The following is a 25,002-nucleotide window of genomic DNA, read 5'->3' on the forward strand; positions in this document are numbered from 1 at the left end:
TCATCCTTTGATTGCTCCCGCCGAGATACCGCGCATGAACGACCGCTGGAAACCGAGGAAGGCGAGGATGGCGGGCACCATCGCCAGCGTGGAGGCGACGAGGACGACGCCGATGCCCACCTCAGGATCGGCGCGCAGGCTGCTCAGCGCGAGCGGCAGGGTGTAGTTCTTCGCGTCCGACGCCACCAGCAGCGGCAGCAGGTACTGGTCCCAGATCATGGTGAACCCGAAGACGCCGATGACGCCGAGGGCCGGGGTCACGGTCGGCAGCACCACCGACCAGAAGACGCGGAACTCGCCCGCGCCGTCGAGCCGTGCGGCCTCCTCGAGCTCGGTGGGCACCTCCTTCATGAACTCGGTCATGACGAGGATCGCGAAACCCCACGCGACGATCGGCACGATCATCCCGGCGAGCGAGTCGGTCAGGTTCAGGTGCAGCAGGGGCAGGTCGGACAGCACCACCGCGAGCGGGATCGCGAGGATCTCCTCCGGCAGCATCATGGTCGCCAGGATCAGCACCATCACTATGCCGGCGCCCCGGAACTTCTTGCGGGCCAGCGCGTAGGCCGCCAGCACCGACACCGCCATCTGCAGCAGCAGCCCGACACCGACCACGAACAGCGAGTTGGCCAGGTACCGCAGGACGTCGCGGCTGAGCGCCGCCCGCCAGTTGTCCAGCGTGAGGTCGGTCGGGAAGAGCGAGAGGCGGGACGGGTCGCGCGAGCCGTCGAAGGCTCCGACCAGGATCGCGATGAGCGGCCCGGCGAAGGTCAGCACGACCAGCGCGCACACCAGCGCCGTGATCGCCCGGATCCACCAGCTGTTCTGGGCGCCCAGGCCCAGCGCCGTGTCGAGGTTCTTGCTCATGATTCCTCCTTGCGTACGCCGGAGCGCACCAGAAGCGTCAGGACGATGGTGGCCAGCAGCAGCACCACGGAGCCGGCGGCGGCGACCCCGAGCTCCACCCGTTCGAACCCGAGCCGGTAGATCAGCGTCATGAGCACCTCGCTCGACCCGTTGGGCCCGCCGTTGGTCAGGAGGTACACCTCGGTGAAGATGCGCATCGCCCGGATCGCGGCGAGCGTCAGCAGGATGGCGAGCGCCGGGCGCAGCGCGGGCAGCGTCACGTACCGGATCCGGCGGACCCAGCCCGCGCCGTCGAGCGCGGAGGCCTCGTAGAGCGACCGGTCCACGCCGACCAGGCCGGCGATGATGATGATCATGTCGTAGGGCGCGTCACGCCAGATGCCGACGAGGATCACCGACAGCAGCGAGGTGTCGGGCGAGTTGATCCACTGCGACGGCTCGATGAGGAAGAAGCCGAGGATGCTGTTGGCCAGCCCGTCCTCGGTGGGGTGGTAGATGATGCGCCAGAGCTCGGCGATCACCGCCGTCGGCACGACGACGGGCAGGAACGCGGCGGAACGCACGAACCAGAGCCGGCGGGCCTGTCCCTCGAGCAGGAGCGCGAGCGCGAACCCGACCAGGACGGCGCCGGCGGTCTGTGCGACGGCGATGATCGCCGTGTGCCCGGCCGCGGCGAGGAACTCGTCCGTCGCGACCAGGGCGCGGTAGTTGTCCCAGCCCACCCAGGAGTTGCCGAGGTACGGCTGCACGTCCTGGAAGCTCATCACGAAGGCCTGGCCCATCGGGATGAACTTGAAGTAGACGAACAGCACGAGTGCCGGGGCGAGGAAGGCCCACGGGATCCACCAGGCGCCCAGGCGGCGGCTGGTCCGCCGCTCGACGGGCGCGCGGCCCGACGGCGGCTGCGGCGGCGTTCCTTCTCGGGTCAGCCCGGTTCGGGTCAGCTCGGTTCGGGTCGGCACGGTCATGGCGCGAGCACCTCCTGGTCGGCGAGCTCCGCCGTGAACACCTCGTCGAGGGCCTCCATCTCGGTGCGCACGTCCAGCGAGCAGTCGCTGATCAAGGCGTTGAGCGTGTTCGCCGACGCGGTGAGGAAGGGGGTCCAGTTGGGGACGGCGGGCACGTACCTGCCGTTGTTGTCGTAGAGCTCCTGGAACGTCTCCCACTCCTGCGGGTCCCGCATGCCGTCCATGTCGACCGTCGAGTTCACGGGCAGGCGGACGATGTTGCCGTCCTCGTGCCCGGCCATGCCGATCTTCTGGCCCGCTGGCGAGATCACGTACTCGGCGAAGCGCTCCTGTGCGCTCTCGCTCGCCGAGCCCGCCATCAGGTAGACGTTGTTGCCCTCCGCGAGGGTGACGAGCCCGGCCGGACCGGGCGGCGGCGGGATGACCTCGAGGTCGTCGCCGAGGCTGTCGACGAGCGCGGGCAGCTCGTACGGGGCGACGAGGAACGACCCGGCGCCGCCCGTCTGGAACGTCTCCTTCGTGTTCGTCGTGTCCTGGCTGCTCGCGCCCGGCTGCAGCACGCCTTCGGTGCAGGCGAGGTCCCGGATCCACGTGGCGGCGGCGACAGCGCTGTCATCAGCGACGGCGGAGCGGTAGCCCTCCGGGGTCTCCTCGAAGTACTCGCCGCCGCCGGACCAGAAGAACGTGGAGGTGTTCCACGAGATGTAGCCCCGCTCCGTGGTCCCGGGGACGGCGATGCCGGCGACCTTCTCGCCGGTGCCGGTGGGGTCGTCCTCGACGTAGCCGCGCCACATGGCGACCAGGGACTCCCAGTCGTCGGGCACCGAGAGCCCGAGGTTCTCCCGCCAGTCCTTGCGGTTGAAGAGCGCGACGGTGTGCGCGGTCATCGGCACGCCGTAGTAGCCGCCGAAGTAGGAGCGTGCACCGTCCCAGGCCCGTTCGTTGATGTCCTCGGAGCCGTCGATCTGCTCCGGGTCGATCTCGCGCAGGAAGCCCTGGCTCTGCATGTTGCCGAGCTGTGCGGTGTCGTTGATGACGATGTCCGGCAGGTTCCGCTGCACCGCGCGCTGCTGCAGCTTGATCTCGAAGTTGTCGGAGATCGAGGTCATGGTCGCCGGAATGCCCGTCTTCTTCGTGAACTCGCGGACGAGCTCCTGCCCGATGAGGTCGGAGGGGCTGCCGGGTCCCTTGCGCTGCCAGATCTCGAGCGACTGCTCCTGGGCGGGCACCTGGTCCACTTCTGCGGCTGCCGTCATCCCGGAGCATCCCGCGAGAGCAAGGACTGCGGCGAGACCGGCTATTGCTTGTGCTCTGGTCATGAGCTCCGTCGTTCATGAGGGGGTGAAAAGGTGTTCGCCACCGTAGGAACCGGATGGCCATGCTGTCCAGAACCGGAATTGCATGCACTGATGCCGCGACTGCATTACCGGGGGTCCTCCCGGTCCTGCTAAGTTCGAGGCACTCGTCCAGGTCCGCCTTGTCCTGGGCCGCGTCACCCCGCCCGGTGCGGCAGTCAGACGCCGGCCACCTCGGTGGCCCGTCCCGCCGGGCGGCGCTGAGGACATCTCATGCCCCGAGCCACCACCGGCTACGGCCCCCTGCTGCGCACCCCCGGCGCAGCCGCCTTCTTTCTCACCGCCGCGTTCGGTCGCGTCGGCATCGCCATGACGGGCCTCGGCCTCGTCTGGCTGCTGCACGACCGCACCGGCTCCTATGCGACGGCGGGCCTCGCCGCCGCCGGGTTCGCCCTGGCCGAGGCCCTGGTCGGCCCGCACCTGGCCCGGCTGATCGACCGGTTCGGCCAGACCCGCGTGCTGCCGTTCTACCTCCTCGGGCACGGCGCCGCGGTAGCCGGCCTGCTCCTGTCGACGACGCCCGCCGCCGCGATCGTCGCAGCCACCTGCGCCGGAGCGGCGGTACCGCAGCTCGGCGCGCTGTCGGCCGCCCGCTGGGCACACCTGCTGCGGGCCGAACGGGCAGACGAGCTGCCCACTGCCTTCTCCCTGGAGTCGCTGGCCAACGCCACCGCGTTCCTCCTCGGCCCGGTGCTGGTCACCGCACTCGGCGCGGCAGGGCACCCAGTCCTGGCCAGCGCCATCGCCGCCGCGCTGATCGTCGGCGGGGGTGTGGCGCTGGCCGCCCAACGCGGCACCGCACCGCCTCCAGCCCGGGGGAGCACCGACGGGACGCCGCGCGAACGGTCCTCCCTGCTGCGGCCGGCCTTCCTCCTCCTCGCCCTGCTCAACCTCGCGATCGGGCTCTACTTCGGCACAATGGGTGTCGCGGTCACCGCGTTCGCCGTCGGCCAGGGCACCCCCGCCGTCGCGACGCCGATCATCGCCGCCGCAAGCCTCAGCGGACTCCTCGCCGGCTGGCTCTACGGGCTGCGCAAACACCCGACCCCGGCACACCGTCAGCTCGTGCTCGTCACGATCTACCTGACGGCGACGGCGGCGCTGCTACCCCTCGCGCCGTCCGCACTCTGGCTCGGGGTCGGCGTGGTGCTCACGGAGGCGGCGATCCCGCCGGCCCTCGTGCTGCTGACCGTCCTGACCGAACGGGCAGTCCAGCCCACGACGCTCACCCAGGCCTTCACCTGGAACAACTCCGCGAGCGCTGCGGGGTCGGCGCTCGCGGCGGCCCTGGCGGGACGCGCCGCGGACGCCTGGGGCCCGTCGGGCGCGCTCGTGCAGGCGCCCGTGGCGGGGCTCGTACTGGTCGTTCTGGCCCTGGTGCTATCCCTGGTCCTGGCGCGCCGACCCGCGCGGCTGCGCTAACGAGCTATAGGCCCGCGCTCGTGGGGGCAGGTTCACCCCGTGCTCGCCAGCTGGCGGTCGCCCGTCGCCGGTACGGTCGGATAGACGTTCCCGCTCCGGCGTGAGGTGGACTCGATGACCTACGGCCCGTTTACCGGCTCGTCCGCGCGGGGGGCCGGACCTGGAGACTCTGGCGGGTCCCCCGAGCCGCTGTTGCCACGGCCGTACGCGCGAAATGCGGACTCCGGGTCGACGGCCGCCCCCTTCGGTCCCGATGCGCAGGTAGCGGGAGGGGCTGCTGGCCCCGACATCGGGAGTGCCACCGACGACGGCGCCACCACGACGGACACCATAGGTATCGCCGCTGAGGTCGACCGGCTCGCCCGCGTACTGTGTGCGCACGCGACGACGCTGCCGCTCGCCGTCGCGATTCTCGGCGACTGGGGAAGCGGAAAGTCCAGCTTTATGCAGATGGTGCAGGCGCGGGTGCACGATCTCGCCGGATGGCAGCAGAAGTACGCGCCGGTCGTCGGTGACCTGCCCGCCTACGCGGCCCGGGTGCGGCAGGTGCGGTTCAACGCATGGCACTACAGCGACGAATACGCGCTGGTCGGCATGGTGGACGAACTCTTCCGGGAGCTGGCGGACCAGAAAGTGATGAAACCGCCGGTGCCCCCTGCGGAGGTCACCAGGCTCCGCGCGGCCCGGGATACCGCTGCACGCGAGCTGCGGCACGCCGAGGAGCACCGGGAGGCAGTCGGTCACGACGGGCCCCGCTCACTCTGGTCGGTCCTCACATCGGGACGCCGAGGCCGGGCTGGTCTGGTCTGGTTGCTCGTCACACTCACCGCGATCCTCGTGGCCTGGCAGGGGGAGGCGATGTTCGCATGGCTGCCCGACGGCGTCGCCGAGGCCACCCGGTGGGTGGTGGCCGCGGTCGGCATCGCTGCGGGGGTGATCAAGTCCGTTCAGGGCTGGCGGGTGGCCCTTCGGACATGGCAGGCCACCGTCAAGGAGCAAGCCGTCGCAGCACTGGAGCCGAACATCGGTGACCTGCGCGCGAGACGGGACTCGACGGAGCTCGCGTACCTCGCGGTCGACGCGACGGCCCGGCTCGCCGGTTTCCTCGATCAGCAGCGGGACGGCGTGCAGTACGACACCTACCGCGGGGCTGTCGGCCTGGTCTACCGGAACCTCGAGGAGCTGGCGCAGAAGATCGCCGACGACGCAGGACAGCAGACGGAGCGGGAGGAGCGCGACGGACCGGCCGTCTCGATCGACCGCATCGTGCTGTACGTCGACGACCTCGACCGGTGTGCACCGGAAAGGGTCGTTGAGGTGCTCCATGCCGTCAATCTGCTGCAGGTGCTGCCGCTGTTCGTCGTGGTGGTGAGTGTGGATGCGCAGTGGCTGCGCAGGTCCCTCGCGTTTCATGATCGCGCGATGTTCGGCGACGGCCCGAGCGTGCTCGGCGCGCGCGTGGGCGATCCTCTCGACTACCTCGACAAGATCTTCCAGATCCCATACTCGTTACCACCGATGGGACGCGAGGGGGCAGCCGGACTTGTGCGAGCGCTCGTCGGAGAGACATCGCCGGGCTCCGCCGACCGCGCCGCCCGAAATGCCCGGTCGGACGACACGGCCGCCGAGCGGGTCCCCGGTGCGTGGGACGTCGACGGTGAGTCCGGCCTCGGCGGACGGGACATGCGGCTCGCTCCCGGCGAGGAGGATCTCCTGGCTGCGGTGGCCGCCGTCGTGCGCACTCCGCGAGGCGTGAAGAAGCTGGTCAACCTGTACCGGCTCGTTCGGGTGGGGCCGCAGGCACTCGCTGATCCTGCGTTTGCCGACCCGGAGGTCGGCGCTGGCCGCGCCGTCGCGCTGCTCCTTGCGGCCGTCGTTGGCATGCCCGCCGCCGCCCCCAGACTGCTGACGGCCCTGTCCTCCAGTGAGGGCACGCTGCCAGAAGCTCTCGCCGCGGCCGCCGCCCGCCACCGCTCCGAGGGTGAGCATGAGTGGCCCGAGCGGTGCGGTCCGTGCGCTGACCTGGAATGGCTGGGCACGGAGATCGGGGCACTGCTGAGGAGGAAACAGGTGCCGGAGGCTGCTGCCGACTACCGCCCCTGGCTGAGTGAGGTCGCGCGGTACTCGTTCCACTCGGCGCGGTTTCGTGATCTGCTCGCCGACGCGTCCTGAGTGTGGTCGTCGTGTTCTGGCCGCTCTCTTTACCGCCCTTCCTCACGCTGCGGCAAGCCCGGCCCGCCGCCCAGAGGAGCGGCGGGCCGGTTACCTGCGAGGGCTCGGCGGACGGGCCGGGTCAGCCCTTGGACTTGCCCGCGGTCCTGCGCGGCCGCCGGGTCAGCAGGGGGTCGTGACCCCGCGGCCGGCTGACGGGGTGGACGGTGGCGAACGCCTCGTCCAGGACGTCCGGTGTCGCGATCGCGCCGTCACCCCGGGCCTGGAGCGCCGTCATCACCTGCTCTGCCGCCAGCCGCAGGGATACTCCCGCGTCCCGCGCGGCGCTGACCAGGAGCTCCGTGGCCTTCGCCTCGTCGACTCCCCGTACCGCCACGATGACACCCTTGACCTGCTCGATCGTGGCCTGGCTGACGAAGGCGCGGTTCACCACGGACTCCGACCGGCGGTCGAGCGCCTCCTTCTGGACCGGCGTGACGTCGACGACGTAACCGACCAGCTGCGGCGACCGGCTGCGGGCGCTCTGCGAGCCCTGACCGGTGACGACCACCGATCGGGTCCGGCCGCTCCGGTCCACGATCCGGTGTGCGCACGCGAAGGGCCTACCGAGCCGGAGGGCCTCCCCGGCGGCCCGGACCACGCGGGCCCGGTCGTCGGGGTGCTTGCGGGAGCGAAGCGCCTCGAGCCCCGGCTCGATCTCGTTCTGCTTCCATCCGTGCATGGTGTAGACCTCGTCGGACCACCACCAGGTGCCGGAGGCAAGGTCGACGCTGTACCGGCCGACCAGAAGGTTGGTTCCCAGGCCGAGGGCGCGAGTCAGATCTGCCGCGGAAAAGCCCTGCGTGCTGGCTCCGGCGTCGTTCCCGGCCACTTCGGCGAAGTCCGTCTCGAGCTGAGTGACGGTTGACATATGAACCTCCCAGATCCCCTGCGGACCTGGAGCCGCTTCATGACCCCGAGTCTCAGAGTATAGAGGGGTTCGGACGATTCGGACAGTCGGGGTCTCAAGATTCCTCTCGAAACCGCAGGTCAGGCCCCTGTCATGGGTGCGTCATCGAGGGGTGCGAGCAGGGCGGACGCGCCGTCCTCCCAGCGGCCGAGCGCGTACGCGCCGACGTCCCCCTCGATGGCCAGGCAGGCGGCGGCTCCGAGCAGGACGTCGTCGCGGATCGCGGGATCCTGCTCGACGAGCTTGCCCGCGAGGTCGCGCGCGGCGATCTGCTCGTGCACCGCGTCGGCCTCCACGTGCTCGTCGAAGTACCGCGTCGTGTCGGTGCCGTGCCCGAGGCGCCGGAAGCCGGTGCTGTACAGGCGGCTGGGGATCGACGACGTGATCTCGTACGCGGCGAGATGGCCGACTATCGCGCCCCGGAGCCGCCGGTGCAGCGCGAAGAGCGACATGGTGTTCAGCGAGACGAGCGCCGGTGTGGGGGCGACGTCGAGGTAGGCGCCGTAGGTGTCGTCGAGCCCGGCGCTGCGCATGGTGGCGGCGAAGAGCTCGGAGTGCAGGTAGCCCGGCCGGCCGCCACCGTACTCGTCGGCCTGGATCTCCACGAGCGCGGCCTTGGGCGTGCCGTACAGCCGAGGGATCGCCCAGGTGTGCGGGTCGGCCTCCATCAGCTGGTAGACCGACCGCAGGGCCAGGAACTCACGGGCCTGCCCGGCGGTGGCGCGCCTGGCGAGGTAGCGCGAGAGGCTGGGGCTGTCGTCGGCCTCGGCCAGCTCGAACAGCCGCTTCGCGACGCCGGCGGCGTCGGTCTCCTCGCAGACGGGCCGTCCGGCGCGCGTCCGGACCGCCGCCTCGAAGGGCCGCTCGAGCGACTGTCGCACCGCGAGCAGCGCCGGTTCCCACTCCCACTCGTCGTCGACGCCGTCCACACCACGGTGGTGCAGCTCGTACATGACAGTGAGGGCGAGCTGCAGGTCGCCGTCGTGCAGGACGGCGAGCTCGTCGGCGTGCTCGGCGTTCTGCAGCGCGTCCGCGGCCGCGGCGCGCATTGGCTCCAGCCGGGCGTGGGCGTCGTCGGCGGGCGGTCCCGCGGTGAGCGCGGTGATCAGCGCGGAGCTCACCGGACCGCGCGGACGGGGGAGGGGGAGGCGGGCGGCGTTCCCTGTAGCAGGCACGGCCCGCCGGCCGGCGTCGTCGTTCGTGGATGTGTGCTCCCGCACAGGGGTCGAGGTCATGTGGAGGCTCCTCATCTCGCACCGGCCGCGCCTCTCCTCGACGCCGCGCCCATAGTGCGCATGATGCTGCCGACTCGCGAGGTGTGCACCCGGACAAGCTGTCGGGTTGCGAGTGCAACTCACCGTCTTACGTTGGGGCCGAGGTCAGGAAGAGGCCGCACCGGTGGAGCACGGGCCCGCCGAGGCTCGTGCTCGCCCCGCCCGGTCGCACTCCGGGCGAGGAGGACGACGACAGGAGTCCGACATGAGTGGAACGGACATTCCGTACGGTTCAGGGGCCGGTTCGCAGCGAACCTGGGAGCCCGGCAGCGAAACAGGCAGCACCGGCACGGAGACGACAGGCGTCAAGGAACGAGCCGGCGCGGCAGCGTCTCAGCTGGGTGAGGCGGGCCGCGAGACGGTTCGTGAGGCAAAGGAGCGTGCGCACGACGTCGCTCACGAGGCGGGCGACCGCACGCGTGGGCTGGTCGACCGCACCAGGAACGAGCTCAGTTCCCAGGTGGCGTCGCAGCAGCAGCATCTCGCGGGCGGGCTCCGTGCGCTGGGGGACGAGCTGGGCCAGATGTCCAGCGGGACGCAGGACCCCGGCTACGCGACCGACCTGGTGCAGCGCGCCGGGGCGGCTACCGGCCACGTCGCGCAGTGGTTCGAGGACCGCGAGCCCGGCGACGTCCTGCACGAGGTCGAGGACTTCGCCAGGCGCCGGCCGGGCATGTTCATCCTGATGGCGGCGGGCGCGGGCCTGCTCGTCGGGAGGTTCCTGCGCGGTGCGAAGGACGCGCCGAGCGGTGACGCCTCCGGCGGTGACACGTCCGGTGGCGCCGGTGCCGGTGCAGCGGCCGGGTACGACGTCGGCCGGACGCCCGCCACGAACGTGAGCGAGCCGCCGCCGGCCTTCGCGCCGCCGGCCGCTGACGGCGTCCGCCCGCAGGCCACCCGTCCGCAGACCCTCGGGGGTGAGCGCGATGTCGAGTTCCCGTGACCCGTTCGCCGCGTCCAGCGTGGCGCCGCAGGTGACGACCACCGGCCGGGACGACCGGAGCGTCGGGGAGCTGGTCAGCGAGGTCAGTCGTGACCTCTCGACGCTGATCCGGCAGGAGATCGAGCTCGCGAAGGCCGAGGCGACGCAGTCCGCCAAGCGTGCGGGGAAGGGCGCCGGGATGTTCGGCGGCGCGGGGGTGGCGGGCCACATGGTCCTGCTGTTCCTGTCGCTCGCCCTGTGGTGGGCGCTCGGCACCGTGATGGGCGGCGGCTGGTCCGGGCTGGTCGTGGCCGCCCTCTGGGCAGTGGTCGCCGCGGTGCTCGCCGCGCGCGGGCGCAGCGAGATCAAGGCGGTGGAGGGGCTGCCGCGGACCGCCGACTCGGTCAAGAAGATCCCCGATGCACTTCGAGGACACGAGGAGAAGAACTCATGAGCACCAGCGATCCCAACGAGATCCGGGAAGACATCGAGCGCACGCGCGCGGAGCTGAGCCATGACGTGGACACGCTCGGCGACCGGGTGACGCCCAGCCATGTCGTGGAGCGCCAGAAGGAGAAGGTGCGGGCCCGCGTGACCGACGTCAAGGAGCGGGTGATGGGCAAGGCGCACGACACCATGGACTCCGCGGGCGGCACTACGCACGACCTGGCGGACAGGGGGCGTGAGAGGGCTTCGTCGGTTGCCGACTCGGCCCGGCACACGGCCTCGTCCGCCGCGGACTCCGTCCGGTCTGCCCCGCGTGCGGTGCGGGAGCAGACGCAGGGCAACCCGCTCGCCGTGGGTCTGGTGGCCTTCGGCGTGGGGCTCGCGGTCGCGTCGCTGCTCCCGTCCACCCGCGCCGAGCAGCGTGCGGCCACCGCCGCGAAGGAGAAGGCGGCGCCGCTGGTCGACGACATCAGGTCGACGGCGAGCGAGGTCGTGCACGACCTCGAGGAGCCCGCGAGGGAGAGCATGGAGGCCCTCCGCGACGCCGCGAAGGATGCGGCGCAGCAGGTCGGCCAGCACGGGCGGGAGTCCGTGGCCGACGTCCGCTCGCAGGCGACCGGTAACGGCTGACCCACCGCCGGGCTGGTGCCGGCCGGTGCTGCCGGCCGGCACCAGTCGGCGTCTGCCCTGGGAGACGACATGAGCGACAGCAACGACGCGGTACCTCGAACCGACACGGCGAAGCGGACCGGCGCGGCGAAGCGGACCGACGCAGCGAACCGGACCGACACTGCAGAACGGACCGACGACACTGCAGAGCGGACCGACGCGCCGGCGCCCGACGATCAGCGGAAGCCGGAGTCCCCGCCGGCGCTGCACGGCCGGACGTGGACGTACGTCCTGCGGAACAGCGTGCGGCAGTTCTCGCGCGACCAGTGCACCGACCTGGCCGCGGCGCTGACCTACTACGCGGTGCTCGCGGCGGCACCCGCGCTGCTCGCGCTGGTCTCGGTGCTCGGTCTCGTGGGCAACGGAGGCCAGGCGGTCGAGCGGGTGATCGGCACGATGGACGGCGTGCTGCCGCCCGACGTGCTGTCCGTCGTCGAACCGCTCGTCCAGAACGCCGCCGGTGGCGGCGGCAAGGCCGGGTTCGCTCTGCTCCTCGGTGTGGCGCTGGCCCTGTGGTCCGCCTCCGGGTACGTCGGCGCCTTCGGGCGTGCGATGAACCGGATCTACGAGATCGACGAGGGTCGACCCGTCTGGAAGCTTCGCCCCGTGATGCTGCTGGTCACGCTCGTGGCCGTCGTCATAGCGGCGCTGATCGTGGCGGCGGTGGCGCTCAGCGGGCCGGTCGCGCAGGCGGTCGGTGACGCCGTCGGCCTCGGTTCGACCGCCGTGACCGTCTGGAGCATCGCCAAGTGGCCGGTGGTGCTGCTGCTCGTCGTGGTGCTCGTGGCGATCCTCTACCACGTCACGCCGAACGTGCGGCAGCCCAGGATGCGCTGGCTCAGCGTCGGTGCGTTCGTCGCGATCCTGGTGTGGGTGCTCGCGTCCGCCGCGTTCGCGCTGTACGTAGCGACGTTCTCGAGCTACGACGCCACGTACGGGTCGCTCGCCGGCATCATCGTGTTTCTCCTGTGGCTGTGGATCACCAACCTCGCGCTGCTGTTCGGCGCGGAGCTGGACGCAGAGCTCGAGCGGGGCCGTGAGCTCCAGGGCGGCATCGCCGCCGAGGAGACGGTGCAGCTGCCGCCCAAGGACGCCCGCGCGAGCGAGAAGCGGGAGGCGAAGCGCCTCAAGGAGGTGGAGCGCGGCCGTGCGCTGCGGCTCGCGGCGGAGCGGGACGGCGCAAACAAGGACGACCGAGCCTGAGGGAGATTGCATGACGACGTTCGACGAGTCCCTGACAGCCCACGCGGACGAGGCAACCGGCGGTGCTGCCCCGGAGGTCACGGTGACGGCCTGCCCCGACGGGCCGCTGCTGCTGCGCGGCCCGGCGACGATCCTCGGCCCGGACGGCGAGCCCGTGGAGCGCCGTCGGGCCACCGTGGCCCTGTGCCGCTGCGGTGGCACCGCCATCGCACCGTGGTGCGACGGGACGCACAAGGTGAACGGCTACCGCTCGACGGACTAGCGCGCGACCACCGCGCTAGACCCGGAACGCCCGCTCGCGCGCGTAGGCGTGGAACCGCGCGAGCACGTCGATCTGCTGGTGGGCCTGGGCGATCAGCTCGTCGAGCTGTGCGGGATCCAGGCCGATCTCGTCGGCGTGCTCGCGCAGCGTCTGCCAGCCACCGATCTTGGCGAGGACTGCCGCCCGCATCATCTCGGGCTCGAACACCATGGTCATCGGGGACTGCTCGGCCACCCGGCCGTTGAGCTTGAGCCGGCCCGCCTTCTCACCGGCCCACGCCGCGACCTGGCGGTACCGGCGACGCGGCACCTCCAGCCGGTCCAGCAGGTCGCGATAGAGCTCCCGCTCTCCGCGCAGCTGCTCGGTCACCTCCGCCAGCTCGGCGTGGAAGGGCGTGTCCCGGTAGGCGCGGGTCATGCGTTCCAGGCGCTCCAGACCGGCGGTGGAGGCGGTGAGATGCTCGGAGAGATAGAGGCCGAACAGGTAACGGTCCATCGTCTCCGGGATCCGCAGCTCGCCCCGGGCCCGCAGCGGCAGCACCGACGCCCCCGCCGGCCGAGGGCTGGCCGGGCGCAGGGGAGCGGAGCTCGCACCCTGCCCGGCCGCCATACCGTCGAGCAGGTCCTCCACGGCTTGCGCCGCCGTGCGGCGGGGCGCCCAGCCCAGCACTGCCTTGATCCGGGAGGTGTCCAGCACCGGCACGGCCATCGCCATGTCGAGCCAGCCGGGGTCGGCGCGGACGACCCGGCCGTCGTAGGCGGCGGCCAGCGCCGCGCGGACGACGGCTGGCGGCACCTCGACCAGCCGTCCGTGGCCGACGATCCGGGCCAGGTCCGCACCGCGCAGCACGTCGTCCGCCGCGACGTTGAACGCGCCGCGGGCCCGCTCGACGACGACGCGCCGGTAGGCGTCGGCGACGTCGTCCGCGTGCACCGCCTGCAGTCGCAGGCCGGCGGGCAGCGGCAGGGCGGGCAGCCGGCCGTGCCGCAGCAGCTGCGTCGGTACGAGCGGGCCGAGGAAGTAGCGCACCACGGACTGGGCGGCGTCCGCCTGGAAGATGAGCGCGGGGCGCAGGCGCGCCACGGCGATCTCGGGGTGCTCGGCCTCCAGCTCGTCCAGCACCCGCTCCTGCGCAGCCTTGTCCACGCTGTAGTGCGACGTCGGTACGCCGCCGGTGGACCAGTCCTCGCGGCGCGGACCGTCGTCGGCGACCGGGGAGTACGCGCCCATCGACGACGCGACCACCAGGTGCGGCACGCCCGCCCGCGCGACGGCCTCGGCCACCCGGCGGGTGCCCTCCACGTTGGTGCGGCGCAGCAGGTCGCGCTCGCGGTTGGGCTGGACGAGCCATGCGAGGTGGACCACGGCGTCGGCGCCGCGGAAGTGCTCGGTGAGCTGATCGACGACGTCCTCGGCGCCGTCCGCGGAGCCGCCCTCCGCCGAGAGGTCGACGGGCGCCCACTCGGCGTACCGGTACGGTTCGGCGTTCCGGTCGGGCAACCGCCGAGCCATGCCGAGCACGGAGGTGACCCGCGGCTCGGCGTGCAGCGCCCGCAGCAGCGCGGTCCCGGTATTGCCTGTGGCTCCCACGACGACTACGCGCATGGGAACACGGTCACACCGGCCCGGCACACTCGCACTCGACGGCACGCCCTCGCGTGTCGGCGCGTGTTCCACCATGCTGGCGATATGCCCGAGATCAGCTCGCGACGAACCCACCGATTCGAGGACGACGGCCTGACCGTCATCGGGCACGTCTCGGCGCCGCCCGACGCGCGCCGGGCCTTCGTGCTCGTGCACGGCGTCGGCTGCTCGTCGCGCACCTACGCCAGGCTCGTGGACCACCTGGTGGCCCACGGCGAGGTGCACGCGCTGGACCTGCCCGGATACGGCGCGTCCCCGCACCCGCGCCGCGACGTCACGGTCCCCGAGCACGCGACCGTCGTCGCGCGGTACATCCGCGAGCACGTGCTCGACGCCGGTCTGCCCGCGCCGGTCCTCGTCGGCCACTCGATGGGCACGCAGATAGTGGGCCAGCTGCTCGCCGACCACCCCGACTCCGCGTCGGCGGGCGTCCTCCTCGGCCCGACGGCGGAGCCCGGCGCACGTACCTTCCCGCGTCAGGCGGTACGTCTCGCGATCGACGTCGTGGGGGAGTCGCCGCGCACCATCGGCACGCTCCTGTTCGACGCCCTGGTGCGCTGCGGTGCGCCGTGGTACCTGCGGCAGCTGCGCCACGTCGTCAAGCACCGGCTGGAGGACGTGCTGCCCCGCACCACGGCGCCGGTGGTCGTCGTGCGGGGCGAGCGCGACCCCGTCGCCCCGGAGCGGTGGGTAGCGGCGCTCGCGGCGAGTGCCCCGCTCGGGCGGCACCGCACCGTGGGCGGGCGGCACCACGCCATGGACGCGGACCCCGCGGGCGTCGCCGAGGCTGTCCTGGACGCGTGGCCCGCTGCGGACCGGGGCGTCGGATGAGCGGCCGACGCCGTTCGCCCGACGGAGCGCTCGCGCGGCTCGCCGCGTGGGCCGCCGACTACGCGTGGGCCACGGACCGGCAGGCGCGGCACTTCCTCCGGCGGCCGAAGCTGCCCGGGACGTCCGGCGCGCCGCCGCGGGCGCCCGTCCTGCTGCTGCCCGGCATCTACGAGACCTGGGAGTTCCTGCAGCCCGTTGCCACGGCGCTGGCCCGTGCGGGCCACCCGGTCCATGCCGTGCCAGGTCTCAACCTCAACCTCCGGCCGGTCCCGGAGTCGGCAGACATAGTGGTCGAGCACCTGGAGCGCACGGGCCTGACCGGAGCGGTGCTCGTGGCGCACAGCAAGGGCGGCCTCATCGGCAAGCGGGTCATGCTCTCGGGGGCGAGCGACCGGGTGCTGGGCATGGTCGCGATCGCGACCCCGTTCACGGGCTCCCGCTGGGCGCGGTACATGCTCTCGCGGTCGCTGCGGTCGTTCGACCCGCGCGACCCGGTGCTGCTGGCGCTCGCCGGGGAGCTGCTCGTCAACGAGTGCATCACGGCCGTCTACCCGCGGTTCGACCCGCACATCCCCGAGACGGGCCGGCTGGAGGGCGCGCGGAACATCGAGCTGCCGCTGTCGGGGCACTTCCGGCCGCTGGGGAACCCCCTGCTCGTGGAGACCGTGGTGCGCGAGGTGGCGCGGGTGGAGTCCGAGCATGCGGTTCGGTGAGCCGGGCCGCACGTGGTCAACTGGGACGTGCTCACCGTCCGCCACAGCTCGCCGCGCCGGACCGACGTCGCCCTGACGCTCGGACCGCTGGGGCACGGGCCCGCGGACCCGACGTTCCACCGGGCGGCGGACGGAACCGTCTGGCGGACGTCGCTGCTGCCCACGGGCCCGGTGACGCAGCGGTTCGTGCCCGCGGGGCCGCACGAGGTGGTGGTGCAGCTCTGGGGTGACGGGGCGCGGGAGGCCGCCGAGGCGCTGCCGACGCTGCTCGGCGAGGACGACGACGTCGCGGACTTCGCGCCGCCGTCGCAGGTCCGCGACGCCCACCGTCGGGCGGCCGGGATGCGGATGGCGCGCAGCGGCCGTGTGCTGGAAGCCCTCGTGCCCGCGGTCCTGGAGCAGCGCGTGCAGACCGTGACGGCGCACCGGGCGTGGCAGTGGCTCGTGCGGCGGTACGGCACGCGGGCGCCGGGCCCGGCGCCCGAGGGGCTGCGCGGCGGGCTGCGGGTGGTCCCGGACGCGCAGACCTGGGCGCGGGTGCCGGTGTGGGACTGGCACCGCGCCGGCGTCGACCCCGGACGTGCCCGCACTGTGACGCGGTGCGCGCTGGTGGCGCCACGCCTCGAGGAGGCGTGCGCGATGGCGCCCGCCGAGGCCCGCGCACGGCTCGAGAAGGTGCAGGGCGTAGGGGTGTGGACGTCGGCGGAGGTGGCGCAGCGCGCCTTCGGTGACGCGGACGCCGTCTCCGTGGGCGACTTCCACCTGCCTGCGGCGGTCGGCTGGGCGCTGTCGGGCGAACGCACCGACGACGCCGGGATGCTGCGGCTGCTGGCGCCGTACGCCCCGCACCGGCACCGGGTGGTCCGGCTGCTCATGATCGACGGGCGGGCCAAGGCGCCCCGTCGCGGGCCGAAGCTGCCGATCGCGGACTATCGGGCGTTCTGAGCGGGCTGGTGGTGGGCGGCTGGGCGGCTGGGCAGCTCGGCGACCGACTGGGTGTCTGCGCGGGACCTCGGTGCTGGACCTGGGTGCAGGGTTTCGTGGCGGGTCTCGGGGTGCGTCTGCGCGCGGGTTCAGCCGTGGCAAGCGCGTCAAGCAGTCGCCGCGTACAGGTAGGTAGTGATGCTCGCGTCCTTACGAAGGGGGCAGAAGAACGCGCCGGTGTCAGTGGCCGGGCATAGGATCGAACAAAGGTCCGAATGATTGGCGGGCCCAGTCTATTCTTCTTGAGTAATGAGCCACGGGGGAGGTGGGCGGGAATGTACGAGGGACTGTTCGACGACCGCACGCCTGGTGCGCAGCTGGACGCCGTGCCGCCGGTGGAGATGCCGGGTGGCATGCCGGAGACACCGCCTGACATGCCACCTGACATGCTGCCTGCCACGCCGAAGGGCTTCCCGCCGGACTGGCCTCCGGAGGTCGTGCCGGTTGCGTTCTGGCCGGAGGACGTCCTGCGTCGAGCGTTGCAGGACGCGCCCGGTGCGCGGTTGGCGCGCGTGGTCGCGGAAGCGGTCGACGTAGACGGGAATCTGGAGATCGGCATGCCCGTCGCCGCGGACCCGGACCAGGACTCGGGCGACGGCGCGGGTGCGGGTGGCGGCGCGGGCGTGGGTTTCAGTGTGCTGGCCGACCTGTCGGACGAGGCTCTGGCCGACATGGTCGTCGCGTGTGGCCGGTTGCAGTCCTGGGTAGCCGGTGTGCAGGCCCGGGTCGTGGCGGAGCGCGCCGCGCGGGAGTCGCACCCGCTGGCGCACAACTCCTTGGTCGGGCAGGTCACGGGCGAGCTGGTGGTGACGGCGCCGGAGGCGACCGAGGTGGTGGTGCGGGCCGAGTCCGGGACCCGGCACCCCACCGTGATCACCGCTCTGCTGAAAGGCAGGATCGATACTCGTAAGGCGCACACGTTGCTGCGTTCCGCGTCTCGGTTGACGGTCGTGGAGCGCGCTGAGGCGATCAGCCGGTTCCTGCCCCAGGCCCCGGCACGGACGTGGAAGTGGTTGCAGGCCCGGATGCTCGCGTTCGCGAAGAACCTGCACGGCGCCTCTGCCACCGCTCAGGCCGAAGCGCAACGCCGCTCGGTGCAGGTGGACCGGGCGGAGAACGACATGGGGTGGCTGTCCGCGTACCTACCGGCCGTGGACGCCGCAGCGGTGTGGGGTGTGGTGGACGACATGGCCCACCAGCTACGCCACGTCACGGGCGAGGAACGCACCCTGAGCCAGCTGCGTGCCGACTCGTTGACCGGGATCGTCACCGGCCGCCTCCTGCCCGCCGACCGGTACACCGAGGCCGACGCAGACTCAGATAAGACGACCGGCGCGACGACCGGCACTGCGACTGCTGGAAGCGTCGGCCCGGACATCGGCGCGCGAGCCGAGATGACGACCGCCGGTAACGCGGCGACCACTGGGAGCACCCAGAGCCCTATAGGTGAGCCTGAGCCAGTGTGTACGTGTGGTGGTCGGGTGCCAGTGCAGCAGATTGTCCGAAAGATTGTGGTGCAAGAAGTCGTGCGGCCGGTACGGATCATCCCGACCCGCCCCGTCGTCCGGGTCACGATCCCGGCCACCGCACTGCTTGGCCTGGACAACGCGCCTGGTGAGCTCGCCGGCTTCGGGCCGGTCCCCGCAGAGATCGCGCGGATGATCGCGACGGACGCGACCTGGCACCGTCTGCTGACGGACCCTGTCACCGGGATCCTCCTGGACTACTCCACCACCGCCTACCAACCGGGCAAGACCCTGCGCGGTGCAATCGAGGCCAGGGACGCCATGTGCACCTTCCCGTGCTGCGATACCCCGGCCGAGCGGTGCGACCTGGACCACATCCAACCCTTCGACCATGACCACAAGAACACCAGCAGCATCGAGGGGAGCAAAGCCAACGGGTGGGGGCAGGCCAACGCCCACAACCTGCACGCCCTGTGCCGCAAGCACCACCTCCTCAAGACTCACGCCGGCTGGAACATCGTCCGCGACCCTCAGACAGGGATCACGACCTGGACCGCACCCACCGGCCGCACCCACACACGACCACCGACCGTGCTGGACACGCACATCGATCTCGGCGAGATCGACCCGGACACCAGCCAGGACCTGTCCCTGCGCGCCATGACAGGGCAGCGCCTACCCCGCGTCTACGCCACTACCGAACCGGGCTCCGTACCGATCCATCCGGACCGTCCGATCCATCCGGACCACGGGACCGACCGGACCCACCCGACCGACCAGGCTGCCCCCTCCGAGCCCACAAGTCCGACCGATTCGACAAGCCCGACCGACCCGACCAGCCCGACGGCTCGGGCCCACCCCGACGAACCACCCTTCTGAGTGAGTTTCGACGGCTGGGCCTCGACCCCGAAACCACCAGCACACCCACTGTCAGTGGTCCCCCGTAGCATCCCGATCATGGCCGATGGCGTGCTCGACTACTCCCGTCCTGGACTCTTCACCACCCTCGATCCGGCGCAGCTCCGGCTCGTCGAAGGGTTGCCCGACGATCCCGTCGGGATCTGTGCCGTCGCACAGGGGCTCGTGATCCAGCCTCATGACGCCACCGCGGCAGGGCTCGGCGCGGACCGGCTCGTGGAGAAGGACATCCGGGCGGCGAGCGGGCTGATCGCCGTGCTCGCGGCTCTCGACGACTCCCCGCTGCAGCACGCCAGAACGCCCGCGGCACGGGTGGTCGGGACGTGCCGGCACTTCACGGTCCTCGCCTGCGCGTTCTTGCGGGCGCGGGGCATCCCTGCTCGGGCACGCTGCGGCTTCGGCACGTACTTCGTCGAGGGGCGCGGCTTCGACCACTGGATCACCGAGTACTGGGCGGCCGACGAGAACCGCTGGGTGCGCGTCGACACCGAGCACCTCGGCAGGAGCTACGTCGAACATCCTGAGGATCTCGCTCCGGACGCGTTCCTGACCGGTGGTGAGGCGTGGTCCCGGTTCCGGGCCGGCCTGATCGACGCGCAGGTGTTCGGCGTCGTCGGCACGGACCACGCCTGGGGGCCGGCCGAGATCAGCGGCAACGCCGTCCGCGATCTTGGTGCGCTGCGCAACCGCGAGATGCTGCCCTGGGACGAGTGGGGCCGGATGACTGACGCCTACGAGGGCAAGACCGGTCCCGACTACGACGAACTCATCGACACGCTGGCCGAGACCTGTGCTCAGGGCGACGCCACGGCGATCGCCCGGCTGTCACTTCATGAGGATCTGGCGGTTCCAGAACATCTGTTGAGGTGAGACAGGACGCCTCTCACGGTTTGTTCGTTGCGCCTGGGACGACGTGGTGGTGTCCCCCCGGAAGTGTCGGGTCCGCCGCCATGATGGCGGGCCGAGGTTAGGTAAGGCTAATCTGGCTTCGCCCACAGCCATGACGCCGAAAGATCTTATGAACCTCAAGCCTGCGCCCCGCGCCGCCGTGCCCTCGACGAAGCCGAGCGCCCGATGAGCCGCCGCACCGGCCGGGGCCGGACCTGGCTGCAGACGCCCGCCGAACCCGTGCGCGCGCGCGAGATCCGTGTCGACGAGCGCACCACGCCCCGGCGCCTCACCCTGCGCGTCATGACCGGCGCGCGCCGGTACACGGTGCCCGCCGCCGCGCTGAGCGTCACCCATCAGCTCGGCGAGGCGCTCGTCCCGGTGCTCATGGGGGTCGCCATCGAGCGGGCGGTCAGCACCGGCGACGTCGCCCAGCTCGTGCTGTGGGTCGCGCTGCTCGCCGCGGACTTCGCGCTGCTGTCGTTCTCCTGGCGGTTCGGCTCCCGCCTCGCCGAGCTCGGCACGCTGGTCGTGCAGCACCAGCTCCGCTCGATGGTGAGCGCGCACCTGCTCACCCGGGCGCCGGCGCGCGGCGCGTCGGCGTCACCCGGCGTCGCGCTCTCGTTGGCGACCTCCGACGTGAGCCGGCTCTCGTCCGCGGTGGCGATCGGCGTGTACCCGGTGGGGCAGCTCGCCGCGGTCGTCTTCGGTGGGACGGTGCTCCTCGTCATCTCGTGGCCGCTCGGCCTCGCCGTTCTGCTCGGCGCCCCCGCGGTCCTGTGGCTCACCGACCGGACCGGCGGGTCGCTGCGCCGTCGCAGCGGCGACGAGCAGGAGGCCGCTGCCGCCGCCGCGGGCGAGGCCGCCGACCTCATGTCCGGCTACCGGGTGCTCAAGGGCGTCCACGCCGAGGCCGAGGCCGGACGCCGCTACCGGCGCGCGAGCGGCGTGGCGCTCGAGAGCACCCTGCGCGCGCGCCGAGCCGAGGGGCTCTTCGTCGGCACGATGGACCTCACCACCGGGCTGTTCGTCACCGCGATCACGGTGGCCGCGGGCATCCTCGCCGTGCGCGGCGCTATCGGGATCGTCGAGCTGGTCACGGTCGTCGGGCTCACGCAGTTCCTCCTGGAGCCGCTGCAGTCGCTCGCCCGCAACGCGGGCACGCTGTGGGCGTCGGCCAACGCCTCTGCCGCGCGGCTTCTTGACTTGCTGCGGGAGGAGACTGGGTCTGCGCAGGGGTCCGGGGCGGACGGCGACACCCTGGCCGACGTCGAGCGCACGGCGGCTGAGTCCGGAGTGGCCGAGCGCACGGTAGCTGATCGCATGGCGGCCGAGGGCATGGTCGCCGAGCGCACAGCCGCCGAGATCGTCCAGGACGTGCCCTGCGGGGAGCTTGTGGCCGTGGCCGCCGACGCGCGTACCGCGCGTGCCCTGCTCGACACGATCCGCGGCGCGCGGCCCGACGCGCTCGTCGTACCGCACGAGGCACACCTGTTCGCCGGCACGGTGCGCGAGAACGTCGCGCTCCCCGGAGCCGACGCCGACCGGGTCGCCGCCGCGCTCGACGCCGCGGGATGCGGGGAGCTCGCCGAGATCCTGCCGGACGGCTGGGACACGCCTGTCGGCGAGGGCGGTGCATCCCTCTCCGGCGGTCAGCGCCAGCGGGTGGCGCTTGCCCGCGCGCTCGCCACGGACGCCCCGCTGCTCGTGCTGCACGATCCGACCACCGCGGTCGACGCCGTCACCGAGGCCGCCATCGCGGACGGGCTGCGCCGCGTGCGCGCGGGCCTTCGGACGGTGATCGTCACGCGGTCCCCGGCGCTGCTGCAGGTCGCCGACCGGGTGGTCACCGTGGCGTCCGGGGGCGGCGTCGCGCCGGAACACACAGGACACGCAGAGCACGCGGAGCACGTAGAACAAGCAGAGCACGCAGCAGCTGGGGAGCACCGATGAGCACCACCGACAGCCTGCCCATCGCCGACGGGCGCACGGTGCTGCGCGAGATGTGGCGCGCGCTCGACCGCCCCGGCTGGCGGCTCGCCGGACTGGTGGTCGTCTTCGTCGTCACGGCGGCGGCCGGGGTCCTGCCGTCGCTCGCGATCGGCCGCGTGGTCGACGCCGTCTCCGCCGGCGGGGAGGCGCGCACCGTATGGACCGCCGGCGCGGTGATGGTCGGCTCGGTGGTGGTCGGCGCGGTGCTCGCCGCCGTCGGCATGATCGGGGCGTCCCGCCTGCTCGAGGGGATGCTCGCCCGTATGCGCGAGGACATGGTCACGGCAGCGCTGCGGCTGCCCCAGTCGCAGGTCGAGCGCGCAGGGACGGGCGACCTCATCTCCCGCGCGGGTGACGACGTCGCCGAGGTCGCCCAGGCGATCCCCGCCGTCGTGCCCGCGCTCACCGGATCGTTCTTCACGATTGTGGTGACCTTCGGCGGGATGGCGGTGATCGACCCGCGCTACGCGCTGGCGCTGCTGGTCATCCTGCCCGTGCACGCGTTCGCGGTGCGCCGGTACCTGCGCGGGGCCCCGCGGCTGTACGCGGGCGAGCGCGCCGCCATGGCACACCGCGCGCAGCACCTGCTCGACTCGCTGCGGGGCATCGAGACGGTGCGCGCCTTCGACCTGTCCGGCCGGCACCTGGTGCGGATCCGGGCGGCGTCCTGGGCGGTGGTGCGGTGGACCATGCACGCCCGCGCCGTCCAGAACGCGTTCTCGGGGCGGATCAACGCCGCCGAGCTCGCCGGCATGACCGCGCTCCTCGTCGTGGGGTTCTTCGTCGTGCGGGACGGCGGGGGCACCATCGGCGGCACGACGGCGGCCATGCTGCTGTTCCTGCGCCTGTTCAACCCCATCGGCCAGCTGCTGTTCGTGATCGACGACATGCAGTCGGCGCTGGCGTCGCTCGCGCGGATCGCCGGTGTGGTCGGGGCCGGGAGCGGGACCGCAGGCGAGGACAGCGGCCGGTCGCGGCGTCGCGCGCCCGATGGCGCCGGACTCAGCCTGCGCGGCGTCGGCCACTCGTACGCCGCCGACCACCCGGTCCTGATCGACGTCGACCTCGGCGTCGCGCCGGGCGAGACGGTTGCCGTCGTCGGTGCCTCGGGCGCGGGCAAGAGCACGCTCGCGGCGCTCGCGGCGGGGGTGCACGACGCGACGTCGGGCACCGTCGAGACGCCGGACGGCGTAGTGCTCGTCACGCAGGAGGTGCACGTGTTCGACGCCAGCCTGCGCGACAACCTCACGCTCGCGCGGGCGGACGCCGACGACGCGGCGCTGCGGCACGCCCTCGGCGTCGTGGGCGCCGAACCGCTCCTGGACCGGCTCCCGGACGGCCTCGACACCCACCTCGACGGTTCCGCGCTCGCCCCGGCCGAGGCGCAGCAGCTCGCCCTGGCCCGGGTGCTGCTGGCCGATCCCGGCGTCGTGATCCTCGACGAGGCGACCGCCGAGGCGGGTTCGAGCGACGCCGGCCGCCTTGAGCGTGCGGCCCAGGCGGTGATCGACGGGCGCACCGCCCTCGTCGTCGCGCACCGGCTGAGCCAGGCCGCCGCGGCGGACCGGGTGGTCGTGATGGAGCGCGGCCGCATCGCGGAGGAGGGCACGCACGCGGAGCTTCTGGCCTCGGGCGGCAGCTACGCCCGGCTGTGGCAGGCCTGGCGGCGGCACCGGGACTGAGTTCGGTCCTTTTGCTGGCCCGGCCACGCGACTTCGGTCGTTTGCTCTGAGATCGGTCAATCAATCGACCGATCTCAGAGCAACGGACCGAAGTCGCGATACGCCGGAGGCAAAGGACCGAAGTCACCGGCGCCGAGGTCGGCAGTTGGCATCGAGGTCGACACAGCGCTGGACCGATCTCGATGCGAACTGCCGACCTCGGACCGGCGTGCCGACCTCGAGGTCACGTGATCGGCTGGCCGCCGACACTGCCAACCGACTGAGCTCAGCGACGGCCGCCGACGGCCCGGACCGCCCACCAGCCCGCGACGTAGAGCAGCGCCGCGGCGATGAGCGCGGCGCCCGCGCCCGTCGCGATGTCGGAGAGCACGCCCTCGACCACGTCCCGCCCGGCGAGGCTCGAACCGCCGCCCCACCACTCGAGGGTGCCGGCCACCGCGCCGACGGCGGCGATGCCGGCGACGATCCCGAGGAGCCGCAGGGCGCTCCGCCGTCCGGCAGGGCTGGCGGGACGCAGCCGGGAGCGGCGGCGCCACAGGTACACCGCGATGATCACCAGCCCGCCGATCGTGCTGACGTGCTGCAGCGCCCTGGCCCACGTGAGATCGCCGGCCAGCGGTGTGCTCAGGAACGGCACGTGCATGACGACGTAGCCGTCGCTGTGCGTGAACGAGTCCCAGACCAGGTGCGTGGCGATGCCGATCACCAGCGAGAGCAGCACCCAGCCGGAGCGCCGGAGCAACGCGCTCGCGCCGTCCGGCTCGGGCGGGCGCGGGCCGGCCGGGTCGGGCAGCAGGCTGCCGACCGGGCGGCGGGCCACCAGGAACAGACCCCAGAGCGCCACCGCGTACGGCAGGCTGACGGTCAGGGCGCCGAGCAGGGTGTGCGACGTCGTGGCGTTCAGGTACGGCTCGTACCAGGACTGGGCGCTCACCGGGACGGGCGTGCTGCGGGCGAAGTACGGCAGGTCGGGAGCCAGGGCACCGGCGACCAGCGCCGCGGCGCTGAAGGGGCGCCGCAGGAGCGGCAGCACGGCGGCGGGGTGGGAGAGCGTGAACGGCACTGGTCGTCCTTCGGAGCTGGGGCAGGGCGCGGTGGCGCCTGCCGGACAGTACCGTCAAGCGCCGTCGGTCGGCGCGGTGGCCTGCGGCTGGGCTCGGAGGCGAGGGCCATGCCCTCGTAGGTGAGGTCCAGGTCGCCGACCACCGGATGGTGCACGTTCTTCCGGGGCGGACGCGATGGTGGCGGTCGAGGACAACCTGGCGGTGATCCGGGACCAGATCGACGCGAACCGGGTCCTCTCGGGGTCGCTCGCCTGCGGGGCGTGACGGCGGCGCGACCCGACCTGCACGGATCCAGCGCCGTCGAACCGTA

General features: G+C 72.3%; 21 protein-coding genes. 14 read left to right on the forward strand and 7 right to left on the reverse strand.

Features of this window, described 5'->3' with window-relative positions:
* From AB0F70_RS13860 to AB0F70_RS13870, 3 genes are read right to left on the reverse strand one after another with little or no spacing between them, the layout of a single operon-like run.
* On the reverse strand, window positions 1-867 hold the full coding sequence (locus AB0F70_RS13860) for a carbohydrate ABC transporter permease (protein ID WP_357448849.1): 867 nt from the start codon (window positions 865-867) through the stop codon (window positions 1-3).
* Window positions 864-1,835: a sugar ABC transporter permease gene (locus AB0F70_RS13865; protein WP_357448851.1), complete on the reverse strand. Its 972-nt coding sequence runs from the start codon at window positions 1,833-1,835 to the stop codon at window positions 864-866. Before AB0F70_RS13865 ends, AB0F70_RS13860 begins: the two co-directional genes overlap by 4 nt.
* Window positions 1,832-3,154, reverse strand: coding sequence for an extracellular solute-binding protein (locus AB0F70_RS13870; RefSeq protein WP_357448853.1), 1,323 nt, complete (start codon window positions 3,152-3,154; stop codon window positions 1,832-1,834). The genes AB0F70_RS13865 and AB0F70_RS13870 overlap by 4 nt, the downstream gene beginning before the upstream one ends.
* Before the next feature lie 249 nt (window positions 3,155-3,403).
* Between AB0F70_RS13870 and AB0F70_RS13875 the strand changes: the two genes are divergently transcribed.
* Together AB0F70_RS13875 and AB0F70_RS13880 are read left to right on the forward strand one after the other, a co-directional pair.
* On the forward strand, window positions 3,404-4,612 hold the full coding sequence (locus tag AB0F70_RS13875) for an MFS transporter (RefSeq protein ID WP_357448856.1): 1,209 nt from the start codon (window positions 3,404-3,406) through the stop codon (window positions 4,610-4,612).
* Window positions 4,613-4,726: 114 nt separating this feature from the next.
* Entirely contained in the window at window positions 4,727-6,784 is a 2,058-nt protein-coding gene (locus AB0F70_RS13880; protein WP_357448858.1) for a P-loop NTPase fold protein, read from the forward strand.
* Between the two features lie 121 nt (window positions 6,785-6,905).
* Here the strand turns inward: AB0F70_RS13880 and AB0F70_RS13885 are convergent, their stop codons facing one another.
* Window positions 6,906-7,694: a PAS and ANTAR domain-containing protein gene (locus AB0F70_RS13885; protein WP_357448860.1), complete on the reverse strand. Its 789-nt coding sequence runs from the start codon at window positions 7,692-7,694 to the stop codon at window positions 6,906-6,908.
* A gap of 119 nt (window positions 7,695-7,813) precedes the next feature.
* Entirely contained in the window at window positions 7,814-8,968 is a 1,155-nt protein-coding gene (locus AB0F70_RS13890) for an iron-containing redox enzyme family protein (RefSeq protein ID WP_357448862.1), read from the reverse strand.
* A 244-nt stretch (window positions 8,969-9,212) separates the two neighbouring features.
* On the opposite strand from AB0F70_RS13890, the gene AB0F70_RS13895 reads away from it, so the two are divergent.
* The 5 genes from AB0F70_RS13895 to AB0F70_RS13915 all read left to right on the forward strand — a co-directional run bounded on the left by AB0F70_RS13895 (window position 9,213) and on the right by AB0F70_RS13915 (window position 12,510).
* Window positions 9,213-9,950, forward strand: a complete 738-nt coding sequence (locus AB0F70_RS13895) for a hypothetical protein (RefSeq protein ID WP_357448864.1) — start codon at window positions 9,213-9,215, stop codon at window positions 9,948-9,950.
* The gene (locus AB0F70_RS13900; protein WP_357448866.1) at window positions 9,934-10,383 is read left to right on the forward strand and encodes a phage holin family protein; all 450 of its coding nucleotides are present in this window, start codon (window positions 9,934-9,936) and stop codon (window positions 10,381-10,383) included. Before AB0F70_RS13895 ends, AB0F70_RS13900 begins: the two co-directional genes overlap by 17 nt.
* Window positions 10,380-11,006, forward strand: coding sequence for a DUF3618 domain-containing protein (locus AB0F70_RS13905; RefSeq protein ID WP_357448868.1), 627 nt, complete (start codon window positions 10,380-10,382; stop codon window positions 11,004-11,006). The genes AB0F70_RS13900 and AB0F70_RS13905 overlap by 4 nt, the downstream gene beginning before the upstream one ends.
* 69 nt (window positions 11,007-11,075) lie before the next feature.
* On the forward strand, window positions 11,076-12,248 hold the full coding sequence (locus AB0F70_RS13910; protein ID WP_357448870.1) for a YihY/virulence factor BrkB family protein: 1,173 nt from the start codon (window positions 11,076-11,078) through the stop codon (window positions 12,246-12,248).
* A gap of 10 nt (window positions 12,249-12,258) precedes the next feature.
* Window positions 12,259-12,510, forward strand: coding sequence for a CDGSH iron-sulfur domain-containing protein (locus AB0F70_RS13915; RefSeq protein ID WP_357448872.1), 252 nt, complete (start codon window positions 12,259-12,261; stop codon window positions 12,508-12,510).
* A gap of 15 nt (window positions 12,511-12,525) precedes the next feature.
* Here AB0F70_RS13915 and AB0F70_RS13920 read toward each other — a convergent pair whose 3' ends face one another.
* Window positions 12,526-14,115: an NAD-dependent epimerase/dehydratase family protein gene (locus tag AB0F70_RS13920; RefSeq protein WP_357448874.1), complete on the reverse strand. Its 1,590-nt coding sequence runs from the start codon at window positions 14,113-14,115 to the stop codon at window positions 12,526-12,528.
* A gap of 84 nt (window positions 14,116-14,199) precedes the next feature.
* Between AB0F70_RS13920 and AB0F70_RS13925 the strand changes: the two genes are divergently transcribed.
* The 7 genes from AB0F70_RS13925 (at window position 14,200) to AB0F70_RS13955 (ending at window position 23,628) form a co-directional block, all read left to right on the forward strand.
* Window positions 14,200-14,985 carry an alpha/beta fold hydrolase gene (locus AB0F70_RS13925; RefSeq protein ID WP_357448876.1) on the forward strand — a complete coding sequence of 262 codons (786 nt, stop codon included), beginning with the start codon at window positions 14,200-14,202 and terminating at the stop codon, window positions 14,983-14,985.
* On the forward strand, window positions 14,982-15,698 hold the full coding sequence (locus tag AB0F70_RS13930) for an alpha/beta hydrolase (RefSeq protein WP_357448878.1): 717 nt from the start codon (window positions 14,982-14,984) through the stop codon (window positions 15,696-15,698). Before AB0F70_RS13925 ends, AB0F70_RS13930 begins: the two co-directional genes overlap by 4 nt.
* Before the next feature lie 12 nt (window positions 15,699-15,710).
* A complete protein-coding gene (locus AB0F70_RS13935; RefSeq protein WP_357448880.1) occupies window positions 15,711-16,643 on the forward strand; it encodes a DNA-3-methyladenine glycosylase 2 family protein in 933 nt (310 codons plus the stop codon).
* Between the two features lie 314 nt (window positions 16,644-16,957).
* A complete protein-coding gene (locus tag AB0F70_RS13940) occupies window positions 16,958-19,027 on the forward strand; it encodes an HNH endonuclease (protein ID WP_357448882.1) in 2,070 nt (689 codons plus the stop codon).
* Between the two features lie 78 nt (window positions 19,028-19,105).
* The gene (locus AB0F70_RS13945; RefSeq protein ID WP_357448884.1) at window positions 19,106-19,936 is read left to right on the forward strand and encodes a transglutaminase-like domain-containing protein; all 831 of its coding nucleotides are present in this window, start codon (window positions 19,106-19,108) and stop codon (window positions 19,934-19,936) included.
* Window positions 19,937-20,140: 204 nt separating this feature from the next.
* Entirely contained in the window at window positions 20,141-21,907 is a 1,767-nt protein-coding gene (locus tag AB0F70_RS13950; RefSeq protein WP_357448886.1) for an ABC transporter ATP-binding protein, read from the forward strand.
* Entirely contained in the window at window positions 21,904-23,628 is a 1,725-nt protein-coding gene (locus AB0F70_RS13955; RefSeq protein WP_357448888.1) for an ABC transporter ATP-binding protein, read from the forward strand. The genes AB0F70_RS13950 and AB0F70_RS13955 overlap by 4 nt, the downstream gene beginning before the upstream one ends.
* A gap of 265 nt (window positions 23,629-23,893) precedes the next feature.
* Here AB0F70_RS13955 and AB0F70_RS13960 read toward each other — a convergent pair whose 3' ends face one another.
* Window positions 23,894-24,691 (reverse strand): DUF4184 family protein, encoded by a 798-nt coding sequence (locus AB0F70_RS13960; protein ID WP_357448890.1) that lies wholly within the window; start codon window positions 24,689-24,691, stop codon window positions 23,894-23,896.
* Window positions 24,692-25,002: the final 311 nt, after the last annotated feature.

Source organism: Promicromonospora sp. NPDC023805 (genome assembly GCF_040639635.1).
Lineage (GTDB): Bacteria > Actinomycetota > Actinomycetes > Actinomycetales > Cellulomonadaceae > Promicromonospora.